Here is a 20805-nt window from a genome sequence, read left to right on the forward strand (position 1 = left end):
ACTTCCATGCGCCTGACAAGCAAATTCGTTGCAATCAGCGCAGCCAGTGCGCTGCTCTGTGCAGCCGCAGCGCTCTGGATATTGCGATCCGGCGAACCGGCAGGCGCAACAGCGGCCTCCGGCGAGGTCCGCCCGGTGTGGACGGAAATCGACTGGCCTTTCGGCGCGGATCCCTGGGGGAAAGGAAAGGCGTTTCGCTGCAAGGCCGAAGATTGCGGCGGCGAGGTCCAGCTCTACGTTCGCCCCAAGCTCGGCTTTTGCAATTGCGCCACCGGCGTTGCCGACGACGGCGACCTCGAACAGATGGGCGACCTGGCGCTGATTGGGAAGGCAACACCGACGGCTGCCGGCCGAGAGATCGTCGTCGGTCCGATGCGCGGCCGCAGCCGGGCATATCGCGTTGAGGGGAACCCGAAGGTCGCGCTCTCACTCGCCTTCAATCAACGCTGCGACATGGTGGCCGCGACGGCTTTGCTCGCACCGGGCGCGACCGCGTCACTGGAGCCGGCAGTGCTGTCATTCCTCAATAGCGACCGCATGCTGAAATGGGCTGAGATCGCGCTTGGGTTATGACTCAAAGCAATAGCTGAATTAAAGGCGACAATCTCGGCACGCGCCTTACCGCGCAGCCCTCAGGCCGATCTCCTCCAGCCGCGTCGCGAACCAGCGCGACATCGGCTGATCGAGGACGCCGCTGACATAGACTTCCGAGATCGTCACATGGTCCTTGTCCAGCACCAGCAGCACGCCGATCCAATACGCGAACCAGACATGCGCATCGGTCAGCGCCATCAGCTTGTGCTGGTCGTGGTCGAGTGCGGTGTGATTGCTCGCCTTGCGGATCTCCACGGTCAGCAAATTGTTCGGGATCTCGCGCTGATGCACGACGACGTCAGGGTAGATCGACTTGCCCAGATGATCATCGGTCGAGATGATGGTGCCGTGCGGCAGATGCAGCGTACGCTCGCCGAGCCGGTCGTAGTTGCAGTCGACCGACCAGCCGGAGAATTGCTTCTCCAGATGCACGGCGAAGCGGTGCGTGATGGCACGCTCGCCGATGTCCTTCGCGAACAGGAATGCTTCGTGGGCGTAGAAGTCCCGGAGCGCCGCGATCACCTTGTTCAGCTCGGTCTGCATCTTGCCTCCGGGCCCTCGGCGCTCCTGATGCGGTGCCCTACATCTGGACTTCGATCAGCCGCGGTCCGGGCTCGGCGACGGCCTCGGCCAGCGCCTTGTTGAACTCGTCCGCGTTGGTGACGGCGCGGCCGGGCACGCCCATGCCCTTGGCCAGCGCCACGAAATCCAGCGTCGGCCGGTCGAGCCGAAGCATGTCGTTGGCACGCTGGCCGGGCTCGCCAGCGCCGACATTGTCGAACTCGCCGCGCAGGATCTGGTAGATGCGATTGGCGAACACGATGGTGACGATGTTGAGGTTTTCTCTCGCCTGCGTCCACAGCGACTGGATCGTGTACATCGCACTGCCGTCGCCGACCATGCAGATCACCTTGCGATCCGGGCAGGCGATCGCGGCGCCGATCGAGAGCGGCGTCGAGAAGCCGATCGAGCCGCCCATGTTCTGGAGCCAGTCATGCGGAGCAGCCGCCGCGGTCGGCGGGAAGAAGGCGCGCCCGGTGGTGAGGGATTCGTCGACCAGGATCGCATTCTCGGGAATCGCATAGGCGATCGACTGGGCGATCGAGGCGTGGGTCAATGCGCCGGTCGGCTTGAGCAGCTCGGCCGCGGCCTGCGGCTTGACGTCCTTCGCGCTGGCCTTCACCGCGCCGGCGAGCGCTTCCAGCGCCGCGACCGAATTCTCACCCCAGGAGGTCATGCGATGCACGTCGCAGCCCTCGGGCTTGAGGATGCTCGGCTTGTTCGGATAGGCGAAGAACGCCACGGGATCGTCGGACTCGACCAGCACGATATGGCGGAACCTCGCCAGCATCTGCAGCGCGTTGTCGATCACGTAGTGGATGCGATCGATCGAGAAGCGGCCGCGGCCGCGCGCCATCCTGGGACGGAAGGTCGGGCCCATCACGGTGCAGCCGGTCTTGGCGGCGATACGCTCGGCCAGCGCCAGGCCCTGCTCGCTCAGCGCACTGCCGGTCATCAGCAGCAGCGTGCCCTCGCCGTCGCCATGCAGGATCTTGGCGGCCTGCTCGACCGCCTGCGGCGAATAGCTCGCGCGCTGCTGCTCGGCCGGAACCTCGGCGATGCCGTCCGCTTCGTTCCAGGCGGTGTCGGCGGGCAGGATCAGGGTCGCGATCTGCGGCGGCGCGCTCTTGGCGGCGGCGATCGCCGCGGCACCATCGGCGGCGACCGATTTGGAGTTCGGCGAGGTCCGGACCCAGGACGACATCGGCCGGGCCAGGCCCTCGATGTCGGAGGTCAGCGGCGCGTTGTAGCCGATGTGGTAGACGGCATGCTGGCCGACGATGTTGACGATGCCGGAATTCGCCTTCTTGGCATTGTGCAGATTGGCAAGGCCGTTGGCGAGGCCGGGACCGAGATGCAGCAGCGTCGAGGCCGGCGTGCCCTTCATGCGGAAATAGCCGTCGGCGGCGCCGGTCACCACGCCTTCGAACAGGCCGAGCACGCAACGCATGCCGGGCACGCGGTCGAGCGCTGCGACAAAATGCATCTCGGAGGTGCCGGGGTTGGAGAAGCAGACGTCGACCCCGCCCTTGACCATCGTCCGCACCAGACTTTCCGCACCGTTCATCCGTCAGCTCCCGCAACCGGCAATGTTCCAACAATCCGTCCGATCAATCATTGTTCGCTCGTCTCGTCAAAGCAATAGCCGGCATCGCCGCCCTGCGATGCGCCCGTTTGGCTAATGCTTTCCGGCAAATTGGCATGGTTGCCGATTTGGTAACGCCATTCATTAAGGATGCCTCCCTCACGGTGCCGTGGCTTGCGGAAAGCTCGCAAATATGGCCTGTGACCTCAGTTGAATCGATTTTTTTGCTGGGGGAAACAATGATCCGGTTTTTTGCCGCGCCGATTGCCGCCATCGCACTGCTGTCGGCGACCGCCGGCGGCGCCTTCGCCGAGGAGTTCGACTCCCGCGACATCATGGGCGGCGGCCCGAATTTCTTCCGCGGCGGCTCGAGCCCGGTTCCCCGCACCACCGTCATGTACAACGGCAATTACGCCCCCGGCACGATCGTGGTGAACACCTCGGAGCGCCGGCTCTATCTGGTGCTCCAGAACGGTCAGGCCCTGCGTTACGGCATCGGCGTCGGCCGCGACGGCTTCCGCTGGGGCGGCGTGCACAGGATCACCGCCAAGAAGGAATGGCCGGACTGGACGCCGCCGTCGCAGATGCTGGCCCGCCGGCCGGACCTGCCGCGTCACATGAAGGGCGGCGTCGAGAATCCGCTCGGCGCGCGCGCGATGTATCTGGGCTCGACGCTCTACCGCATCCACGGCTCCAACGAGCCGGAGACGATCGGCCAGGCGGTGTCCTCGGGCTGCTTCCGCATGACCAACGACGATGTCACTGACCTCTACGGCCGCGTCGGCGTCGGCACCACTGTGGTCGTGCTGAACAACTAGCAGGAACCGGCGGGCGCGTGGATATGCGGTCTTGTGCGTCGGTTCCGAATACGGCAGCGTCGCCTGGCAATGAGCGCATTGGCCCCGTCTTTGTCCGGCTTTCGCATCGCCCTGCTGGCGCTCGCCACCGTCGCGTTTGCCCCTGACACCGCTACCATCGCCGTCGCGGGCGAATTGCCCGCGATCGCCTCGCGCCAGCGCGCCGAGAAGAAGAGCTTTACCGACGGCGAAATCGTCGATGGCTTTCTCAAGACGGCGTTCGGCGCCGAATACCATCTTGCCGGCCGCGTCGACCGCATCCGCAAGTTCGACGGACCGGTGCGCGTGTTCGCCGAGAGCGACCGCGCCGACCGCAAGGCGCAGCTCGCGAAAGTCGTAGCCGACATCGGCAAGCACGTGCAGCATCTCGACATCGCCATGATCGACAGCAGCGAGGCCGCGAATGTGCGGGTGAAGCTCGTGCGCGACCGCGATCTGTTCCGCACCATCTCAAGCTTCTACGGTGCGGAGAAGGCCCGCGAGATCCGCACCTCGCTCGATCCGCAATGCCTGTCCGGCTTCCGCAAGAACGACAATTTCGAGATCGAGCATTCCGACGTCATCCTCACGGTCGACAACGGCGATTTCACCTTCCTCGACTGCGCCTATGAGGAGCTGCTGCAATCGCTCGGCCCGATCAACGACACCGCGAGCGTGCCCTGGACCATGTTCAACGACAACGTCTCGATGGGCTATTTCGACGTCTACGACCAGTACATCCTCAACCTGCTCTACGATCCCCGCATCAAGGCCGGCATGACCATACAGGAGGTCAAGGCGGTGCTGCCCGGCGTGCTCACCGATGTGCGCATTTGGGTGAGGCGTGTGAACGATCTGAAGGAATGAGGCGCTCTTCCCCCGCAAGGGAGAAGAGAAAGCAGTCACACCTTCCTCGCCTTCGACATCAAAAATTGCTGGCGCATCACGTTGTTGCTTCCGTCGTAATATTCGGAAATCAGCGCCTCGAACTCGTTGCGAAAACTCCGCAGCCTGTCCGGTTCGTCCTTGTACTGGGCAATGAGCTTGATCAAAGGCCCGATCGTCGTTTCCATGGTGCGGCGGAAATGCTGCGGGCTGAGTGCGGACGGCGTCATGATGTCCATGTCGAAGGCGATGTCCTTCGCTTTCCCTGCGAGACGTTCGGCGACGATCTTGGGATCGCCCCACGACACCGGTGATGCCACGCCCTCGGGCGGCGGCAGATGGCGGCCGATCAGCGCGAACATCCGTCCGACATAGAGATGCGGCGGCCAGGTGGAGAAGGCGATGGTGCCGCCGGGCTTCAGCACGCGCAGCATCTCGCCGATGGCGACCTCGGGACGCGGCGCGAACATATGGCCGAACTGGCTGAGCACCACGTCGAACTCGTTGTCGCCATAGGGCAGGCTTTCGGCGTCGCCTTCGGCGAAGTCGACATCGAGGTTCGCCAGCTGCGCGTGCTCGCGGGCGCGATCGATCAGGACCGGCGACAGGTCGAGGCCCCTGACCTTCGCACCGCGGCGCGCCGCCGTGATCGCGGCAACGCCGGTGCCGCATCCGACGTCGAGCAGCCTTTGGCCGGTCGCGACTCCGGCGAAGCTCACGAGCTTGGCGGCCGAGGGGGTCGTGAACACTTCCATCGGCGTGAACAGCGACCAGGCTTCCTTCTGGACGGCCTTGAAACCAGCAAACGGGTCTTGATCGGGCATGGAACTCTCCCTTCGCTCGATGTCGGCCTTCATGAGGCTGACGACGGATGCCAAAGGTTCAACGCGGTCCCATGACGGCGACGGCTTCGCCTCCTTGGCGCTCCTATTGCACGAGATCGGCGACGATGGTCGCAGCCTTGAGGCCGGTGCCGGTGAGGACGGCGACCGTGGTCTCGTTCGCCTTGATGGCACCGGTGGCGGATAGTTTGTCCAGCGCGGCGGCAGCACTGGCGCTGGTCGGCTCGGCGAACAGGCCCTGCCGCGCAAGGCGCCGCAGCGCTGCGACGATCTCATCCTCGGTGAGTGCGACGGTGCCGCCGCCGCTCTCGCGCAAGGCGCCGATGATCTCGCGCAGGCGCAGCGGATGCTTGATCGCGGTGCCTTCGGCGATGGTCTTGTTGACCTCGCGCGCAACAGGCGTGTCGACGCCCGCCTTGAAGCTCGCATCGATCGGCGAGCAATTGAGCGGCTGCGCCGCAAACAGGCGCGGCAGCCTGGTGATCTGGCCGGCTTTCAACAGCTCACGGAAACCAAAGGCGCAACCGAGCAGAGAGCTGCCGGCGCCGACGGGCACGATGACGTTGTCCGGGGCGCGAAAGCCGAAATCTTCCCAGATCTCATAGGCGAGCGACTTGGTGCCTTCGAGAAAGAACGGCTGCCAATTGTGGCTGGCATAGAAGGTCTGGCTCGACTGCCGGATCGCCTCGGCCTCCGATTCCTCGCGCGGGCCCTCGACGAGCTGCACCGCCGCGCCATAGGCGCGGACCTGCGCGATCTTGGCCGGCGACGTCGATGCCGGCGCCAAAATCTTCACGCGCATGCCGCCGGCGGCACCTAACCCCGCCATCGATGAGCCGCCATTGCCGGACGAATCCTCCAGAATGGCGTCGACGCCGATCTGCCGCAGGAACGACAGCATCACGGCGGAGCCCCGGTCCTTGAAGCTGCCGGTCGGGTTGAACCATTCGAGCTTGAAGAACGGGCGCAGCTCGCCCCAGGCCTGCTGCACCAGCGGCGTGCAGCCTTCGCCGAGCGTGATCGGAGTCGTGATCTCGACCGGCAGCGCCGCCCGGTAGCGCCAGAGCGATCGCGTGCGGCCGTCGATGTCCTCGCGCGACATCCCGGCCCCCGCCGTCACCAGCAGCGGCGTGCGCTCGTCCGAGCACCAGCGCGGCTGGTCCAGCGGATAGAGCTTTCCGTTGCGAGGGTCGATGTAGGTAGCGGCGGACATGGCGGTCTCCCGGGCAGGCGATAGGGCAAAGGCGATCTGGGCGTTTGGTTTGATGACACGTTTTGTCCGGAAACTCGACGCCCGCCACGCAAGCCGCGCGGCGCCTCTTGAAAACTAGAAAACCATAATTACTTCATAAGCTTACTGCGATAGCGGCGAGGTCCGCCAGTGCGGTGGCGTGGCACTCGGGCAGGCGCTGCCGGGTTGCGGGATGACGGGAATTTGGCCGCGAGCCGCCCCGCCCCGCGCAGCACGATTAACTTGTCTGTCGCGACTGCCCGCTACAATATGTTGGATTGAGCTCGCGCCGCCGGTGTTCCGCATCGGCAGCGCGACGAGCCAAGGCCCGTCCGAGCGGCGGGCCGTTGGCTTTTTAGGAGTTTGGTCATGAGCCGCGCGAACCGTACCGACCACATCCGCCTCACCTCCCATCCGGAGCCGGGCAGGACAGCTGCCTTCCCGATCCACTGGGGCGCCGCCGACGCACGGGCCCGCGGGCCGATCATCGGCACGGTGTCGCGCGCCGGGGATCGCAACGTGATCGGCAGCCATGGCGGGTCGTATGCGATGTACCGCGCGCTCGCGGTGTCCGCCGGCGCGCTCGATCCGATTCGTAGGCCCGATCTCACCAACACGTTCCCCGCGGCGACCATCGGGCCGTTCCCGCAATGGAGCGATCCCGCCAAGATCGTCGCGCTCGATCCCTGGGGGCATCTCGTCGCCGAGAATTTCGGCAAGGACATCGCCGAAGGCATCGACATCAGACCGAGCATCGCGGTGACGCGGGCGCGGCTGGACCTGCCGGAGATCCGCGAGGCGCTCGCCGCCAAGCGCCTGCGCGCCGACGGCGACGTCGTGCATGCCAATGGCAGCGTGTCGGTGGTGAAGATCGCGATCGATCCGGTCTGGTATCTGCCGGGCCTTGCGGAGCGCTTTGCGACCAACGAGACCGAGCTGCGGCGCACGCTGTTCGAGCAGACCGCCGGCATGTTCCCCGAGCTGGTGACCCGGCCGGACATGAAGGTGTTTCTGCCGCCGATCGGCGGCACCACCGTCTACATGTTCGGCGATGTGACAAAACTGCCGGATCATCGCACCAAGATCACCTGCCGCGTGCATGACGAGTGCAACGGCTCCGACGTGTTCGGCTCCGACATCTGCACCTGCCGCCCCTACCTCATTCACGGCATCGAGGAGTCCGCGCGTGGCGCGCAGGAGGGCGGGCTCGGGCTCGTGATCTACAACCGCAAGGAAGGCCGCGCGCTCGGCGAGGTCACGAAATTCCTGGTCTACAACGCGCGCAAGCGCCAGGAAGACGGCGATGCCGCCGCCGCCTATTTCGAGCGCACCGAATGCGTCGCCGGCGTCCAGGACGCGCGCTTCCAGCAATTGATGCCCGACACCATCCACTGGCTCGGCCTGAAGCGCATCGACCGCTTCCTCTCGATGAGCGACATGAAGCATGACGCATTGACCTCGCAGGGCATCGACATCGTCGAGCGCGTGCCGATCCCGCCCGAGCTCATTCCCGCCGATGCCTATGTCGAGATCGCCGCGAAGAAGGCCGCCGGCTATTACTCCACCGACATCGCGCCGGAGAAGGACGTCGATGGCGTGGTCGGGCGTTCGCTGGAAAAATACTGATCGATTGATGGCAGACGCTCTGGAATTGCCGGCCCGTTCGCTGCTCAGCGCAGCAGCGGTTCGCGCGCGTGCCGGCGAGATGTTCGAGATCGGCCTGAACGACGGGCTGACGCATTTCACGATCGATCTCGATCGCATGGATGGCGTTGCCGACGCCGTTCTCGCCGTGACGCGCGAGGCCTATCCGACGCTGGAGATTCCGTTCCATGCGCGCTGGCGGCATTTCGTGCTCGGCGGCGTCGATCGCTGGGCGCGGCTTGCGGATGCGGCGCCGTGGCCCGATCGCGCGGCACGGGCACGCGCGGAGTTCGACCTTGCCATCGTCAGCGTGCTGCTCGATGCCGGCGCGGGTGCGGCGTGGCGATACCGCGACGCCGTGACGGGACGGAGCATCGGCCGATCCGAAGGACTCGCGATTGCAAGCCTCGACATGTTCGCGAGCGGTCTTTTTTCCCGCGATCCCCGCGCACCCTTCAGGGCCGATGCGGACATCCTTGCTAAACTGCCCCTCGCCTCCCTCACCTCCGCCTTTCAGCTGAGCGATGCCAATCCGCTGCTCGGGCTCGAAGGGCGGACCGATCTGCTGCGACGCCTGGGCAAGCTGGTGACGGAGCGCGCGGACGTGTTCGGCGCGCACGATACGCCGCGGCCGGGCGGGTTGTTCGATCACATCGCGGCACAGGCGAAGGGCGGCGCTGTTCCCGCACCCGCGATTCTGTCGGCGGTGCTGAACCAGCTCGGACCGATCTGGCCGTCGCGACTGGAGCTTGCCGGAATTCCGCTCGGCGATTGCTGGCGCCATCCGGCAATCAAGGCCAGCGATGCGATCTCGGGCCTCGTGCCCCTGCACAAGCTGTCGCAATGGCTGAGCTATTCGCTGATCGAGCCGCTCCAGCGCGCCGGGTTTGACGTCACCGACATCGACGGCCTGACCGGGCTTGCCGAATACCGCAATGGCGGCCTGTTCGTCGATCACGAGGTGTTGCGCCTGCGCGACGCCGCCGACGCCGAACGTGCGCATGCGGTGGACTCCCTGCTCGTCGTCGAGTGGCGCGCGCTGACCGTGGCGCTGCTGGACCGGCTCGCCGAACTGGTCCGCGCCAAACTCGGCCGCACCCCTGAGACATTGCCGCTCGCCAGCATTCTGGAAGGCGGCACCTGGGCCGCGGGCCGCGCCATCGCCTTCGCGCGCCGCCCCGACGGTTCGCCGCCGCTCAAGGTGATCAGCGACGGGACCGTTTTCTAACGCGTAATCCAGACGCATCGCATTGCGCATCGATCAATTTCAGGAGCATCCGTCATGCAAGGCGTCACGATCGTCGATCATCCGCTGGTGCAGCACAAGCTGACCCTGGTGCGGGACAAATCGATTTCGACCAAATCGTTTCGGGAGCTGATCAAGGAGATCGGCATGCTCCTGTGCTACGAGGTGACGCGCGACCTGCCGCTCGCCGATACCGTCATCGAAACGCCGCTGGCGACGATGCATTCGGCCAAGATCGCGGGCAAGAAGCTGGTCTTCGTGCCGATGCTGCGCGCCGGCACCACCTTCGTCGACGGCATGATGGATCTGGTGCCGACGGCGCGCGTCGCACATATCGGCCTCTATCGTGAGCCGCACAGTTTTGCGGCGGTCGAATACTTCTTCAAGTCGCCGTCCGATCTCGGCGAACGCCTGGCGATCGTAGTGACGCCGGTGGTTGCGACCGCCAACACGGCTGTGGCCGCAATCGACCGGCTGAAGGAGCGCGGCGCCAAGGACATTCGCCTCGCCTGCCTGATCGCCGCCCCCGAAGGGCTCGAACGGCTGCGCGGACTGCATCCGGACGTCCCGATCTGGACGGCCGCAGTCGACGAAGGTCTCGACGAGAACGGCTTTATCCTGCCGGGCCTCGGCGACGCCGGCGACCGCGCCTACGGCACGAGATAAGCGTCGGCCTGCAAACCGCGTCACATTAGGAACAGCTTCGCTCGCGCAAGGTTTTCCTGCTCTACCATGGAGAGCACGATGACCTATCAGGATGACCGCAGAGCAGACAGAGCACGCCGCAACAGCCCGGTGGGCTGGGCGATCGGGGCGATCTTCGTGATCGCTGTAGTCGCAGCCGTCTTCTTCTACAATGGACGCGACGTCGGTCCGCAGACCACAACCACCAGTCCGAACAACGCGCCGAGCGTTACCACGGGCTCAACCAATCCGACCGCCCCGGCAAAGTGATACGAGGCCGCTCCGTCAGGTCGGCGGCCGCGGAGGCAGATCCTTCGCATCCGCGGGCGCGGGCTTCTCCTTGAGGTCGGCGATCAACCGTTCCATTTCGCCGATCTCCCGCACCTGGGCTTCGATGATGTCGTCGGCCAGCTTGCGGACTCGGGGATCCCTGATGTGCGCGCGCTCGCTGGTGAGAACCGCGATGGAATGATGCGGGATCATCGCCTGCATATAGGCAACGTCGGTCACGGTCTGCTGGCTACGAACGAGCCAGAGCGAAACCGCAAACACGACAGCGCTGGCAGCCAGAATGGCGACGTTCGCCGTACGGTTCCTGTACATGCCCCACATGAAAGCGAGCATCACGGCGGCCATGACCGCGCCCATCAGCAACGCCATCCACGTCCGGGTCTGGCTGTACCAGACGTGATCCAGAGCGAAGGTGTTGAGATACATCAGAGCGAACATGATCACGGTGGAAGCCGCGATCATCGTGACGAAACGACCGTAAGCCATGAGGAACTTCCCGCTGTCTATCGGGGATAACCAGACCCCGACGGATCGTTCCTCGCCGATTGGTGATTTGGCGCGGGGCCGACGCGTCGGCGGCAAGAGATTCAGATCTTGCCGCTGCCGCAGATCCCCTTCAGCGCCTGCCACTCCGCATCCGTCAGCAGCGGCGGGCCGCTAGCGGGGCGATCCTCCTTCGTCATGCGCGCGAGGCGGTCCTCGGTCAGCGGATGGCTCGCCAGGATCGACGCGAGGCCGCCGCCTTCCTTGCCGGTGATGCGGAACATCAATTCGGCTGCAGGCTTCGGCGAACGGCCGAGCTTGTGCATGATCTCGATGGCAAAGGTATCCGCAGCGGTCTCGGCTTCGCGCGAATAAGACGCCTCGACCACGCTGCGCGAGGCGAAGATCACGGCGCTCGAGCCGGTGACGTCGCCGAACAACAGGCCGATCAGGAACGAGGTGCCGCCGTTGTAGATCAGGCCGCGCATGTTGTCGTAATGCTTGAGATGACCGAGCTCGTGGGCGAGTATGCCGGCGAGCTCGTCGGGGCTTTCGGCCTTGTCGAGCAGACCCTTCAGTACGAAGACCTTGCCGCCGGGCAGCGCGAACGCGTTCGGCACCGGGGTCGGCAGTACGCCCGCGGTCATGGAATCGTCGTCGAGACCCGAGGCATCGCGCAGGCGGTTGACCAGCTTGATGAAGGCCGCCTTCCCCGCCGCATCCTCGCACGCATTGCGGCCGAAGATGGTCTTCATCTGAACCTCCGACGCATCGCCAATACGGCGCTCGATCGGTTTCGGCACCAGCGGCGCGAGGCGGTCGGCAGCGAGCGGCACCCCGAACAGCACGACGCAGACGATGGAGACGGCGGCTGCCATCGACCAGCCGACGATCTTTGCGACGCCACGGCGCGAGGTCTGGTGGTCGTCGAGCCGCATGCAGCGCGCGGTCACGTCTGAGGCGAGCACAGCGTCGCGGATTTCCAGCCGCGCCAGCGGCGGCGCGGAAGCGCAGGCGAGCCGCAAAATGCCAGGCGGGCTGTCGGCCCGGCGGATGTCGGCATAGGCCCAGCGAACGGGCGCACCCTCTTCGAGAATCTCGAGCGCGTCACTGAGCGTCAGCGTCACCTGCCGCCTGCGGCTCGACACGCCGTCGAAGAAGATGGTCGGCTTTGAGAATTGCGCCGGGGCCTCAGCGAATACGTCACTCACAGCTCAGAATCCCGCAACATCGAGTCCATCGGCAAAGCCTTCGCCCAGCGCGCTGGCAAGCTCGGCGCTGCCGCGCACATCCGCGGCTGCGGCGATGTTGTGCACATCGACCGTTTCCAGCACCTTGGCCCAGAGATCGCGCTGGAGATAGACCCGCATGACGATGTTGAGGGCCAGGGCGAGAGCAAGGTAGCCGATGACCATCATCACCAGTGTCGGGATGCTCTTGCCGGCATTGCCGGGCCCCAACGCCTGCTCGACCGAAAGACCACTCAGCGTGACCACGAGCATGGTCGCTCCGCCGATATAGGCGGCGAAGATGGCCGAGAGCAGCGTCCACCAGCCTATCACTTTCCAGTACAGGCCGTAGAATGCGTTGTGCGGCAGTTGCGAGGACAGGCTGACGTCGCCGATGCGGATGCCGTCGAGCCACCAGCGCCACTCGCGCGCCTTGAATTCGGCATAGAAGAACGGCGCCAGCGGAAAGATCACCATTGCGATCGGGCTCAGCAGCCACAGCCACCAGGCGCGCTTGAAGAACGTCCAGCCGTCGGCTTTGAAATCGCCGCGCAAATCGCCGTAATGAGTGTGCCGCATCTTGTAGCGTTCGAGCGAGGCCTCGCGCCACGGCAATGCGAGCCCGAGCGTCAGGAACACCAGCAAGCCCCACAGCATGGCGCGGAACGAATAGGCCCAGCCCGATCCGTCCATCCAGAACCGCACGCCGCGCCAGACCGTGCGCGTCAGGCGATAGCGCCGCGCGCGAAAGATCGCAAACTGACCGAAGGCGTAGAAGCTGATGAACAGCGGCGTCGAGGCAAAGCCCTGCCAGCGCTCGAACTCGATACCGACAAGGAAGTAAGCGAGGTAGATCGGCACCAGGATCGCGAGCGCGAACAGGAAGCCGACCAGGAGCTCCTTGGCCCGCCCGGTATATTCGGCGGCGTCGCCATCAACCGCGGTGTTCGCCCACAGATGACGGCGGATGTCGGTGACGAGCCAGAACCGGTAGAAGCCGAAGGTGACGAGCTCGAGCATGGCACCCTTGGTGACCAATTTGCGAAACTCGGTACGGTTGCCGGTGAAATCGACCCGCGTGGGCGGCAGCGGCGGGGGTAACGGTTCGGAGCCGATGGGGGCCCATTGCATGTCGTTCACGGCGGCAACCTCGGGGTGCGGACCTGGTTCGATCAAACTTATAGATCAGAGATTAGTCGATCCCCAAGATGGGCGGGTTCGATTTAGCTCGATTCCGGTCGATTTCTGGCACGATTCCACGGCCGAGGGCGTGCGCGAGATCACGTTGTTAGATCAATGGCCTCGTAGCCCGGATGGAGCGCAGCGCAATCCGGGACAGCGGCAGTGGCGGACCGAATCCCGGATTTCGCTCCGCTCCATCCGGGCTACATCACACCCATGTGGCAAAACTCGCCCTTGCTCCGGCGCAGACAACCGGCTGTAATTGCAAATCAAATACCGCAGCGCAGAATTCAACGAGAACGCGCGGTTCATGTCAGGGAGAGCGGTCATGCATGGGACCATCGAAAGCGCGGCGAAGCTCGACGCGTTACGCGCACGCGCAACGTCACTGCCGCTGGAGCAGTTCGATCCGGGCGACCCCGAGCTGTTCAGGACCGATACGTTCTGGCCCTATTTCGATCGCCTGCGCCGCGAAGATCCCGTGCACTATTGCAAGGACTCGATGTTCGGCCCGTATTGGTCGGTGACGCGCTACAACGACATCATGGAGATCGAGACCAATCATTCGGTGTTCTCCTCGGCCTCCTCGCTCGGCGGCATCACCATCCGCGACATCGATCCGGAACTGCGCCGCGAGAGCTTCATCTCGATGGACCCGCCGCGTCACGCGGCGCAGCGCAAGACCGTGGCGCCGATGTTCACGCCGACGCATCTGGACAATCTCGCGCTGAGCATCCGCAAGCGCTCGGCCGAGTGCCTGGACAATCTGCCGCGTGGCGAGGTGTTCGACTGGGTCGACCGCGTCTCGATCGAGCTCACAACCCAGATGCTCGCCGTGCTGTTCGACTTCCCCTGGGAGGACCGGCGCAAGCTGACGCGCTGGTCGGACATCGCGACCACCATTCCCGGACCCGACGGCCTCGTCGCCACCGAAGACGAGCGTCAGGCCGAGCTGACGGAATGCGCGGGCTATTTCGCGCGGCTGTGGAAGGAGCGCATCGAGCAGCCGCCCAAGAGCGACCTGTTGTCGATGATGGCGCATGGTGCCGCGACGCGCGACATGGACGCGAAGAACTTTCTTGGCAATCTCATCCTTTTGATCGTCGGCGGCAACGACACCACTCGCAACACCATGTCCGGATCGCTCGACGCACTCAGCCAGCATCCGGAGCAATATCGCAAGCTGCGCGAAAACCCCGCGCTGCTCGACAGCTTCGTGCCGGAAGTGATCCGCTGGCAGACGCCGCTGGCCCATATGCGCCGCACCGCGCTTGCGGACTTCGAGTTCCGCGGCAAGCAGATCAGGAAAGGTGACAAGGTCGTGATGTGGTACGTTTCGGGCAACCGCGACGCCGACGCGATCGAAAAGCCCTACGAATTCATCATTGACCGCGCCCGCCCGCGCACGCATCTCTCGTTCGGCTTCGGCATCCACCGCTGCGTCGGCTTGCGGCTTGCCGAACTCCAGCTCAAGATTATCTGGGAAGAGATCCTCAAGCGATTCGACCACATCGAGGTGGTCGGCGAACCCAAGCGGGTCTATTCGAGTTTCGTGAAGGGTCTCGAAACCTTGCCGGTGAGGATCGCGGCTTAGATTCGCAAAGATGATTTCGACACGTCCACAAGGAAGCTGCGCCCCCTCTCCCGCACGCGGGAGAGGTTGAGCAAGCAACTGGAGCAACCACCATGAACATCCAAGCGCCGGTTCAAGTGGACAAGGCCGAACGCATGCGCAGGGCGCGCGAGGAGGCCTATGCGACCCCACTGGCGCAGATCCACCCGGGCGCGCCCAGGCTGTTCCAGGACGACACCCTGTGGCCGTGGTTCGAGCGGCTGCGCAAGGAAGAGCCGGTGCATTACTGCACCAACGCGCCGATCGAGCCGTATTGGTCGGTGGTGAAGTACAACGACATCATGCATGTCGACACCAACCACGGCCTGTTCTCCTCCGATTCAACGCTCGGCGGCATCGGGATCCGCGACGTGCCGGAAGGTTATGACTGGCCGAGCTTCATCGCCATGGACCAGCCGCGTCATTCGTCGCAGCGCAAGACGGTGTCGCCGATGTTCACGCCGACGCATCTGGACGAGCTGGCGAAACTGATCCGCCAACGCTCGCAGACCGTGCTGGACAATCTGCCGCGCAACGAGACCTTCAATTTCGTCGAGCGGGTCTCGATCGAGCTGACGACGCAGATGCTCGCCACCCTGTTCGACTTTCCCTGGGAAGAACGGCGCAAGCTGACGCGCTGGTCCGATGTCGCGACCGCGCTGCCCAAGAGCGGCATCGTGGCTTCGGCCGAAGAGCGCCGTCGCGAGATGGATGAATGCTACGCCTACATGTCCAAGCTCTGGAACGAGCGCGTCAACTCCGCCCCGCGCAACGATTTGTTGTCGCTGATGGCGCACAACGACGCCACGCGGTTCATGGATCCCGACAATCTCATGGGCAACATCATCCTGCTCATCGTCGGCGGCAACGATACCACGCGCAATACCATGACGGGCTCGGTGCTAGCGCTGAACGAGAACCCGGAGCAGTACGACAGGCTGCGCGCCAACCCGGAACTGATCGATTCCATGGTGCCCGAAGTGATCCGCTGGCAGACCCCGCTCGCGCATATGCGGCGCACCGCACTGCAGGACACTGAAGTTGGCGGCAAGCACATCAAGAAGGGCGACCGCGTCGTGATGTGGTACGTCTCCGGCAACCGCGACGAGGAGATGTTCGAGAGGCCGAACGAGTTCGTCATCGATCGCCCGCGGCCGCGCACCCACCTCTCCTTCGGCTTCGGCATCCACCGCTGCGTCGGCATGCGGCTTGCCGAGCTCCAGCTCAAGATCGTCTGGGAAGAGATGCTGAAGCGCTTCGACCGGATCGAGGTGGTCGGCGAGCCCAAGCGGATCTATTCGAGCTTCATCAAGGGATATGAGTCGCTGCCGGTGAGGATTTCGGGGTAGGCTCATCCTCCGTCATTGCGAGCGCAGCGAAGCAATCCAGACTCGTAACCGCGGAGGGATTCCTGGATTGCTTCGCTGCGCTCGCAATGACGAGGTTTCGGCGACTTGTGCGCCTCGGGGCCCCAGCGGTGAACGCGGGAATACCCGGCTATAAAATTCCGGCATGACAGCTCGCGCCAGATGCGAAGGCGAGATCGCGCGCGACTGGTCTACGACACCGGCACATCTAACTCAACCTGATGTCCCACACGCCTTCCTTGCGGCAGGCGGCGACTTCCTCGCGCAGGAGGGCGGTGACTGCAACCGAGGCCGTCGAGACCGGACGGTCGATCGGAGAGGCGAATATGAGCTCGCGCGTCATCGGCTTCGAGACGACAGCGGTTTCCAGCCGCCCGTCCGCGACCTCGCCGTGGACCGACGAGGGCGGCAGCAGCGCGAAGCCGAGGCCTTCCTCGACGAGACTCGTGAGCACGCGGAACGAATCCGCTTCGAGCTGGACGTTGAGCTTGATCTTGCGCTGGGCCGCCGCATGCTCGATCAGCGCACGGAGGCCGTGGGAATGACTGGGCAGCACCAGCCGTTGCCGCAGCAGCCAGCCGACATCGACGCTCTTCTTGCGCGCGAGGCCGCAGCCGCGCGGACCCACCGCGACGATGTTGTCGCGACCGAGGCTCTCCACGTTGAGATGCAGATCGGCGGAGCGGCCGTAGAGGATGGCGAGATCCATCTCGCCGCGGTGCAGCCATTCGACGAGATGGCCGCTGTAGCTCTCGACGATGCGCAGCGAAATGCCGGGAAATTTCTCGACGCAGCGCCGCGCGAAGCGCGCCGACAGCACGCAGCTCACGGTCGGGACCAGGCCGAGCACGACCTGGCCGGACGGCGGCCCCTTGGACGACTGGATGTCGTCGCGGATCTGGTCGATCTGCCGCACGATGCCGGAGGTGCGCGCCAGCAACAGGCGGCCGGCATCCGTGAGCACCATGCCGCGGCCGTTGCGGGTGAACAATTCCGTACGCAGTTCGTGTTCCAGGAGCTTGATCTGCCTGGAGAGCGCCGGCTGCGCCACACGCAACGTGTCGGATGCCTTGGAGAGGCTGCCGAGCTCCGCCACGCAACTGAAGGTCCTGAGCTGACGGAAATCCATGCTTGCCAATCCTGGAAGGCTACTCCATACGCTATAGCAAATGAGCATAGGGGGCTGGCATTGTTTTCACAACGCCAGAGGATCGGCCGGCGTTATCTTAACTGCCGCACATACGGGAAACCCCATGAGTGAAGAACACCACACCGAAGATCACACCGACATCCGCGAAGCCGTCGCAAAGCTCTGCGCGCAGTTTCCCGGCGAATACTGGCGCAAGCTCGACCGTGAGATGGCCTACCCCAAGGCTTTCGTCGACGCGCTGACCGAGGCCGGCTATCTCTCGGTGCTGATCCCCGAGGAATATGGCGGCGCGGGCCTGAAGCTTTCTGCGGCCGCCGCGATCCTCGAAGAGATCCAGCGCGCGGGCTGCAACGGCGGCGGCTGCCACGCCCAGATGTACACGATGGGCACCGTGCTGCGGCACGGCAATGACGAGCAGAAGGCAAAATACCTACCGAAGGTCGCGAGCGGCGAATTGCGGCTGCAGGCCTTCGGCGTCACCGAGCCGACCAGCGGCACCGACACCACCTCGCTGAAGACCTTCGCGCGCAAGGACGGCAATGCCGGCTACGTCGTCAACGGCCAGAAGATCTGGACCAGCCGCGCCGAACATTCCGACCTGATGCTCCTGCTGGCGCGCACCACGCCGAAGGACCAGGTCAAGAAGCGCACGGATGGACTTTCGGTGTTCATCGTCGACATGCGCGAGGCCAAGAACAAGGGCCTTGAGATCCGCCCGATCCGCACCATGATGAACCACGCCACCACCGAAGTGTTCTTTACCGACATGAAGGTGCCGGCGGAGAATCTGATCGGCGAAGAGGGCAAGGGCTTTCGCTACATCCTCTCCGGCATGAATGCCGAGCGCATCCTGATCGCGGCCGAATGCGTCGGCGATGCCAAATGGTTCATCGCCAAGGCCACCAACTACGCCAAGGAGCGCAGCGTTTTCGGCCGGCCGATCGGCCAGAACCAAGGCATCCAGTTCCCGATCGCCAAGGCCTACGCCGCGATGCGCGCGGCCGAATTGATGGTGAAGGAAGCGACGCGCAAATACGAGGCCGGGCTCGACTGCGGCGCGGAGGCCAACATGGCAAAAATGCTCGCGGCCGATGCGTCGTGGGAAGCGGCGAATGCCTGCGTCCAGACCCATGGCGGCTTCGGCTTTGCCGAGGAGTACGACGTCGAGCGCAAATTCCGCGAGACGCGGCTCTATCAGGTGGCGCCGATCTCGACCAACCTCGTGCTGTCCTTCATCGCCGAGCACGTGCTCGGCATGCCCCGCTCGTACTGAGGCAGCACCATGGGAGCACTTGACGGGATCAGGGTGATCGCGGTCGAGCAGGCGGTGGCGGCCCCGTTCTGCTCGTCGCGGCTGGCGGATGCCGGCGCGGAAGTCATCAAGATCGAGCGGCCCGAAGGCGATTTCGCCCGCGGCTATGACGCGGCGGCCAAGGGCCAGAGCAGCTACTTCGTGTGGCTCAACCGCGGCAAGCAATCGGCGGTGGTCGATCTCGCCACCAAGGAAGGCTGCGCCGAGCTGGAGCGACTGATCGCAAGCGCCGACGTGCTGATCCAGAATCTCAAGCCGGGCTCGATGGACAAGCTCGGCTTTTCGCGCGAGCGGCTGCTGAAGGACTATCCAAAACTGATCTCGTGCACGATCACCGGCTATGGCGACGAGGGCCCCTATGCGCACCGCAAGGCCTACGACCTCCTGATCCAGGCCGAGAGCGGCCTTGCCTCGATCACAGGCAATCCCGACGGCGCCTCGCGCGTCGGCATGTCCATCGTCGATGTCGCGACCGGCGCCACCGCGCATGCGGCGATCCTGGAGGCGCTGATCGGGCGCGGACGCACCGGCAAGGGCGCCGACATCCGCATCTCCATGTTCGACGTGATGGCGGACTGGTGCACCGTGCCGCTGCTCAACTCCGAGGCCGGCAATCCGCCCAAGCGCATGGGCCTGCGCCATCCCTCGATCGCACCCTACGGCGTGTTCACGTCCAGCGACGGCAAGGACATCCTGATCTCGATCCAGAGCGAGCGCGAGTGGAAGACGCTTTGCGCAAAAGTGCTGGACCAGCCGAATCTGCCCGCCGATTCCCGCGTTGCCAACATGGTCGAGCGCGTACGCAACCGCGACTTCACCGACAAGACGGTCGCGGATGCCTTCGGCAAGATGACGCGCGATGAGCTGCTGAGGCGGCTGTCCGACGCCGACATCGCCTTTGCCGAGGTCAACACCATGGCCGACCTCACCAAGCATCCGCATCTGCGCCGCATCGAGGTCGACACGCCGCAGGGACGTGTCAGCTATCCCGCGCCGGCGCCGATCATTGTCGGCGAGACGCGCAACTATGGTGCCGTGCCCGCGATCGGCGAAAATCCCCAATCGAAGAATAACAAGAGCGAGGCGTCATGACCGAGAAGCTCGACATCGATCATCTCAGGCAATGGATCGGCCGCAGCGAAGAGGCAACCGACACCGTCACCGCGCAGCTCGTCAAGGGCCTGCGCGCGACGCTGTTCCAGGAGGTCGGCGCGCCCAAGATTGGCGATGCGGCGCCGTTCACGGTGCATTGGTGCCTGGCGCAGCCGGTGTTTCCGATGTCGATGCTCGGCCCCGACGGCCACCCCACCCGCGGCGGCTTCCTGCCGCCGGTGCCGCTGCCGCGCCGGATGTGGGCCGGCGGCGAGATCGAGTTCCTGCAGCCGCTGCGCGTCGGCGATGAATCGACGCGGAGCTCGCGCATTGCGGACGTGCAGGTGAAGACGGGATCGACCGGCACGCTGTGCTTCGTCTCGGTCGAGCACGGCATCTCGTCGCCGCGCGGCATCGCCATCCGCGAGCGGCAGGACATCGTTTATCGCGAGATGACGACCACGTCCGCGACGGCAAAGGCGCCGGCTCCGCCGCCCAAGGCGCAGCATCGCGAGACCCATGTCTCCGACCCCGTGCTGCTGTTTCGATATTCCGCGCTGACCTTCAACGGCCACCGCATCCATTACGACCGCGACTACGTCACCAAGGTCGAGGGCTATCCGGGCCTGATCTTCCACGGGCCGTTGCAGGCAACGTTCATCATCGAGATGGCCGCGAAGCTGCGCGGCGGCAAGGCTCCGAAGAAGTTCACCTATCGCGGCGTGCAGCCGCTGTTCGAGGGCAGCGAGTTCTCCATCAACGCCAACGAGACCGCTGATGGCATGGAGCTGTGGACCGCGAACGCGGAGGGGCAGCCGACGATGAAGGGGACGGCGGTGTGGTGATAGTCTCTCCTCGTCATTGCGAGGAGCGAAGCGACGAAGCAATCCAGACTGTCACCGCGGCGGCATTCTGGATTGCTTCGCTGCGCTCGCAATGACGGCTAGGTTAGCAGCGCCGATAAACATCAGGGAACGGA

The 20805-nt window shown here is 64.7% G+C and carries 20 protein-coding genes; 12 read left to right on the plus strand and 8 right to left on the minus strand.

The features are described 5' to 3' along the window. Positions 1-6: 6 nt before the first annotated feature. Positions 7-573, plus strand: coding sequence for a hypothetical protein (locus IVB48_RS23980; protein WP_247403579.1), 567 nt, complete (start codon positions 7-9; stop codon positions 571-573). Between the two features lie 45 nt (positions 574-618). Here the strand turns inward: IVB48_RS23980 and IVB48_RS23985 are convergent, their stop codons facing one another. After that, complete coding sequence (locus IVB48_RS23985) at positions 619-1137, minus strand: hypothetical protein (protein WP_247403582.1); 519 nt, start codon at positions 1135-1137, stop codon at positions 619-621. A gap of 37 nt (positions 1138-1174) precedes the next feature. Further along, positions 1175-2722, minus strand: a complete 1548-nt coding sequence (locus IVB48_RS23990; RefSeq protein ID WP_247282446.1) for an acetolactate synthase large subunit — start codon at positions 2720-2722, stop codon at positions 1175-1177. 257 nt (positions 2723-2979) lie between these two features. On the opposite strand from IVB48_RS23990, the gene IVB48_RS23995 reads away from it, so the two are divergent. Together IVB48_RS23995 and IVB48_RS24000 are read left to right on the plus strand one after the other, a co-directional pair. Continuing rightward, complete coding sequence (locus IVB48_RS23995; RefSeq protein WP_027565212.1) at positions 2980-3558, plus strand: L,D-transpeptidase; 579 nt, start codon at positions 2980-2982, stop codon at positions 3556-3558. 69 nt (positions 3559-3627) lie between these two features. Further along, on the plus strand, positions 3628-4443 hold the full coding sequence (locus IVB48_RS24000) for a DUF2927 domain-containing protein (protein WP_247403585.1): 816 nt from the start codon (positions 3628-3630) through the stop codon (positions 4441-4443). A gap of 35 nt (positions 4444-4478) precedes the next feature. Here IVB48_RS24000 and IVB48_RS24005 read toward each other — a convergent pair whose 3' ends face one another. Further along, positions 4479-5285, minus strand: coding sequence for a class I SAM-dependent methyltransferase (locus IVB48_RS24005; protein WP_247403588.1), 807 nt, complete (start codon positions 5283-5285; stop codon positions 4479-4481). Between the two features lie 103 nt (positions 5286-5388). Beyond that, the gene (locus tag IVB48_RS24010; protein WP_247403591.1) at positions 5389-6516 is read right to left on the minus strand and encodes a threonine synthase; all 1128 of its coding nucleotides are present in this window, start codon (positions 6514-6516) and stop codon (positions 5389-5391) included. A 387-nt stretch (positions 6517-6903) separates the two neighbouring features. Between IVB48_RS24010 and IVB48_RS24015 the strand changes: the two genes are divergently transcribed. The 4 genes from IVB48_RS24015 (at position 6904) to IVB48_RS24030 (ending at position 10378) form a co-directional block, all read left to right on the plus strand. Then, complete coding sequence (locus IVB48_RS24015; RefSeq protein WP_007614497.1) at positions 6904-8160, plus strand: GTP cyclohydrolase II; 1257 nt, start codon at positions 6904-6906, stop codon at positions 8158-8160. Positions 8161-8167: 7 nt separating this feature from the next. After that, positions 8168-9406 (plus strand): URC4/urg3 family protein, encoded by a 1239-nt coding sequence (locus IVB48_RS24020; RefSeq protein WP_247403596.1) that lies wholly within the window; start codon positions 8168-8170, stop codon positions 9404-9406. 54 nt (positions 9407-9460) lie between these two features. Then, on the plus strand, positions 9461-10090 hold the full coding sequence (upp, locus tag IVB48_RS24025; RefSeq protein WP_027520210.1) for a uracil phosphoribosyltransferase: 630 nt from the start codon (positions 9461-9463) through the stop codon (positions 10088-10090). Between the two features lie 78 nt (positions 10091-10168). Further along, complete coding sequence (locus IVB48_RS24030; RefSeq protein WP_027565218.1) at positions 10169-10378, plus strand: hypothetical protein; 210 nt, start codon at positions 10169-10171, stop codon at positions 10376-10378. Positions 10379-10393: 15 nt separating this feature from the next. Here IVB48_RS24030 and IVB48_RS24035 read toward each other — a convergent pair whose 3' ends face one another. The 3 genes from IVB48_RS24035 to IVB48_RS24045 all read right to left on the minus strand — a co-directional run bounded on the left by IVB48_RS24035 (position 10394) and on the right by IVB48_RS24045 (position 13251). Next, positions 10394-10885, minus strand: a complete 492-nt coding sequence (locus tag IVB48_RS24035; protein WP_247403599.1) for a DUF305 domain-containing protein — start codon at positions 10883-10885, stop codon at positions 10394-10396. Between the two features lie 101 nt (positions 10886-10986). Continuing rightward, positions 10987-12093 (minus strand): M48 family metallopeptidase, encoded by a 1107-nt coding sequence (locus IVB48_RS24040; protein WP_247403602.1) that lies wholly within the window; start codon positions 12091-12093, stop codon positions 10987-10989. Between the two features lie 3 nt (positions 12094-12096). Continuing rightward, the gene (locus IVB48_RS24045) at positions 12097-13251 is read right to left on the minus strand and encodes a YjgN family protein (RefSeq protein WP_247358077.1); all 1155 of its coding nucleotides are present in this window, start codon (positions 13249-13251) and stop codon (positions 12097-12099) included. A 370-nt stretch (positions 13252-13621) separates the two neighbouring features. Between IVB48_RS24045 and IVB48_RS24050 the strand changes: the two genes are divergently transcribed. Together IVB48_RS24050 and IVB48_RS24055 are read left to right on the plus strand one after the other, a co-directional pair. Further along, entirely contained in the window at positions 13622-14887 is a 1266-nt protein-coding gene (locus IVB48_RS24050; protein ID WP_247403604.1) for a cytochrome P450, read from the plus strand. Positions 14888-14979: 92 nt separating this feature from the next. Continuing rightward, on the plus strand, positions 14980-16254 hold the full coding sequence (locus IVB48_RS24055) for a cytochrome P450 (RefSeq protein ID WP_247403605.1): 1275 nt from the start codon (positions 14980-14982) through the stop codon (positions 16252-16254). A 226-nt stretch (positions 16255-16480) separates the two neighbouring features. On the opposite strand, the gene IVB48_RS24060 is transcribed toward IVB48_RS24055, so the two are convergent. Then, positions 16481-17401 (minus strand): LysR substrate-binding domain-containing protein, encoded by a 921-nt coding sequence (locus IVB48_RS24060; RefSeq protein WP_027565224.1) that lies wholly within the window; start codon positions 17399-17401, stop codon positions 16481-16483. Between the two features lie 124 nt (positions 17402-17525). On the opposite strand from IVB48_RS24060, the gene IVB48_RS24065 reads away from it, so the two are divergent. The 3 genes from IVB48_RS24065 to IVB48_RS24075 are packed head-to-tail and all read left to right on the plus strand — an operon-like array spanning position 17526 to position 20671. Beyond that, positions 17526-18695 (plus strand): acyl-CoA dehydrogenase family protein, encoded by a 1170-nt coding sequence (locus IVB48_RS24065; RefSeq protein WP_247403607.1) that lies wholly within the window; start codon positions 17526-17528, stop codon positions 18693-18695. Between the two features lie 9 nt (positions 18696-18704). After that, positions 18705-19826, plus strand: a complete 1122-nt coding sequence (locus IVB48_RS24070; protein ID WP_247403612.1) for a CaiB/BaiF CoA-transferase family protein — start codon at positions 18705-18707, stop codon at positions 19824-19826. Continuing rightward, positions 19823-20671, plus strand: a complete 849-nt coding sequence (locus IVB48_RS24075) for a MaoC family dehydratase N-terminal domain-containing protein (protein ID WP_247403614.1) — start codon at positions 19823-19825, stop codon at positions 20669-20671. The genes IVB48_RS24070 and IVB48_RS24075 overlap by 4 nt, the downstream gene beginning before the upstream one ends. Positions 20672-20805: the final 134 nt, after the last annotated feature.

The sequence above is a fragment of the Bradyrhizobium sp. 76 genome, assembly GCF_023073025.1.
Lineage (GTDB): Bacteria > Pseudomonadota > Alphaproteobacteria > Rhizobiales > Xanthobacteraceae > Bradyrhizobium.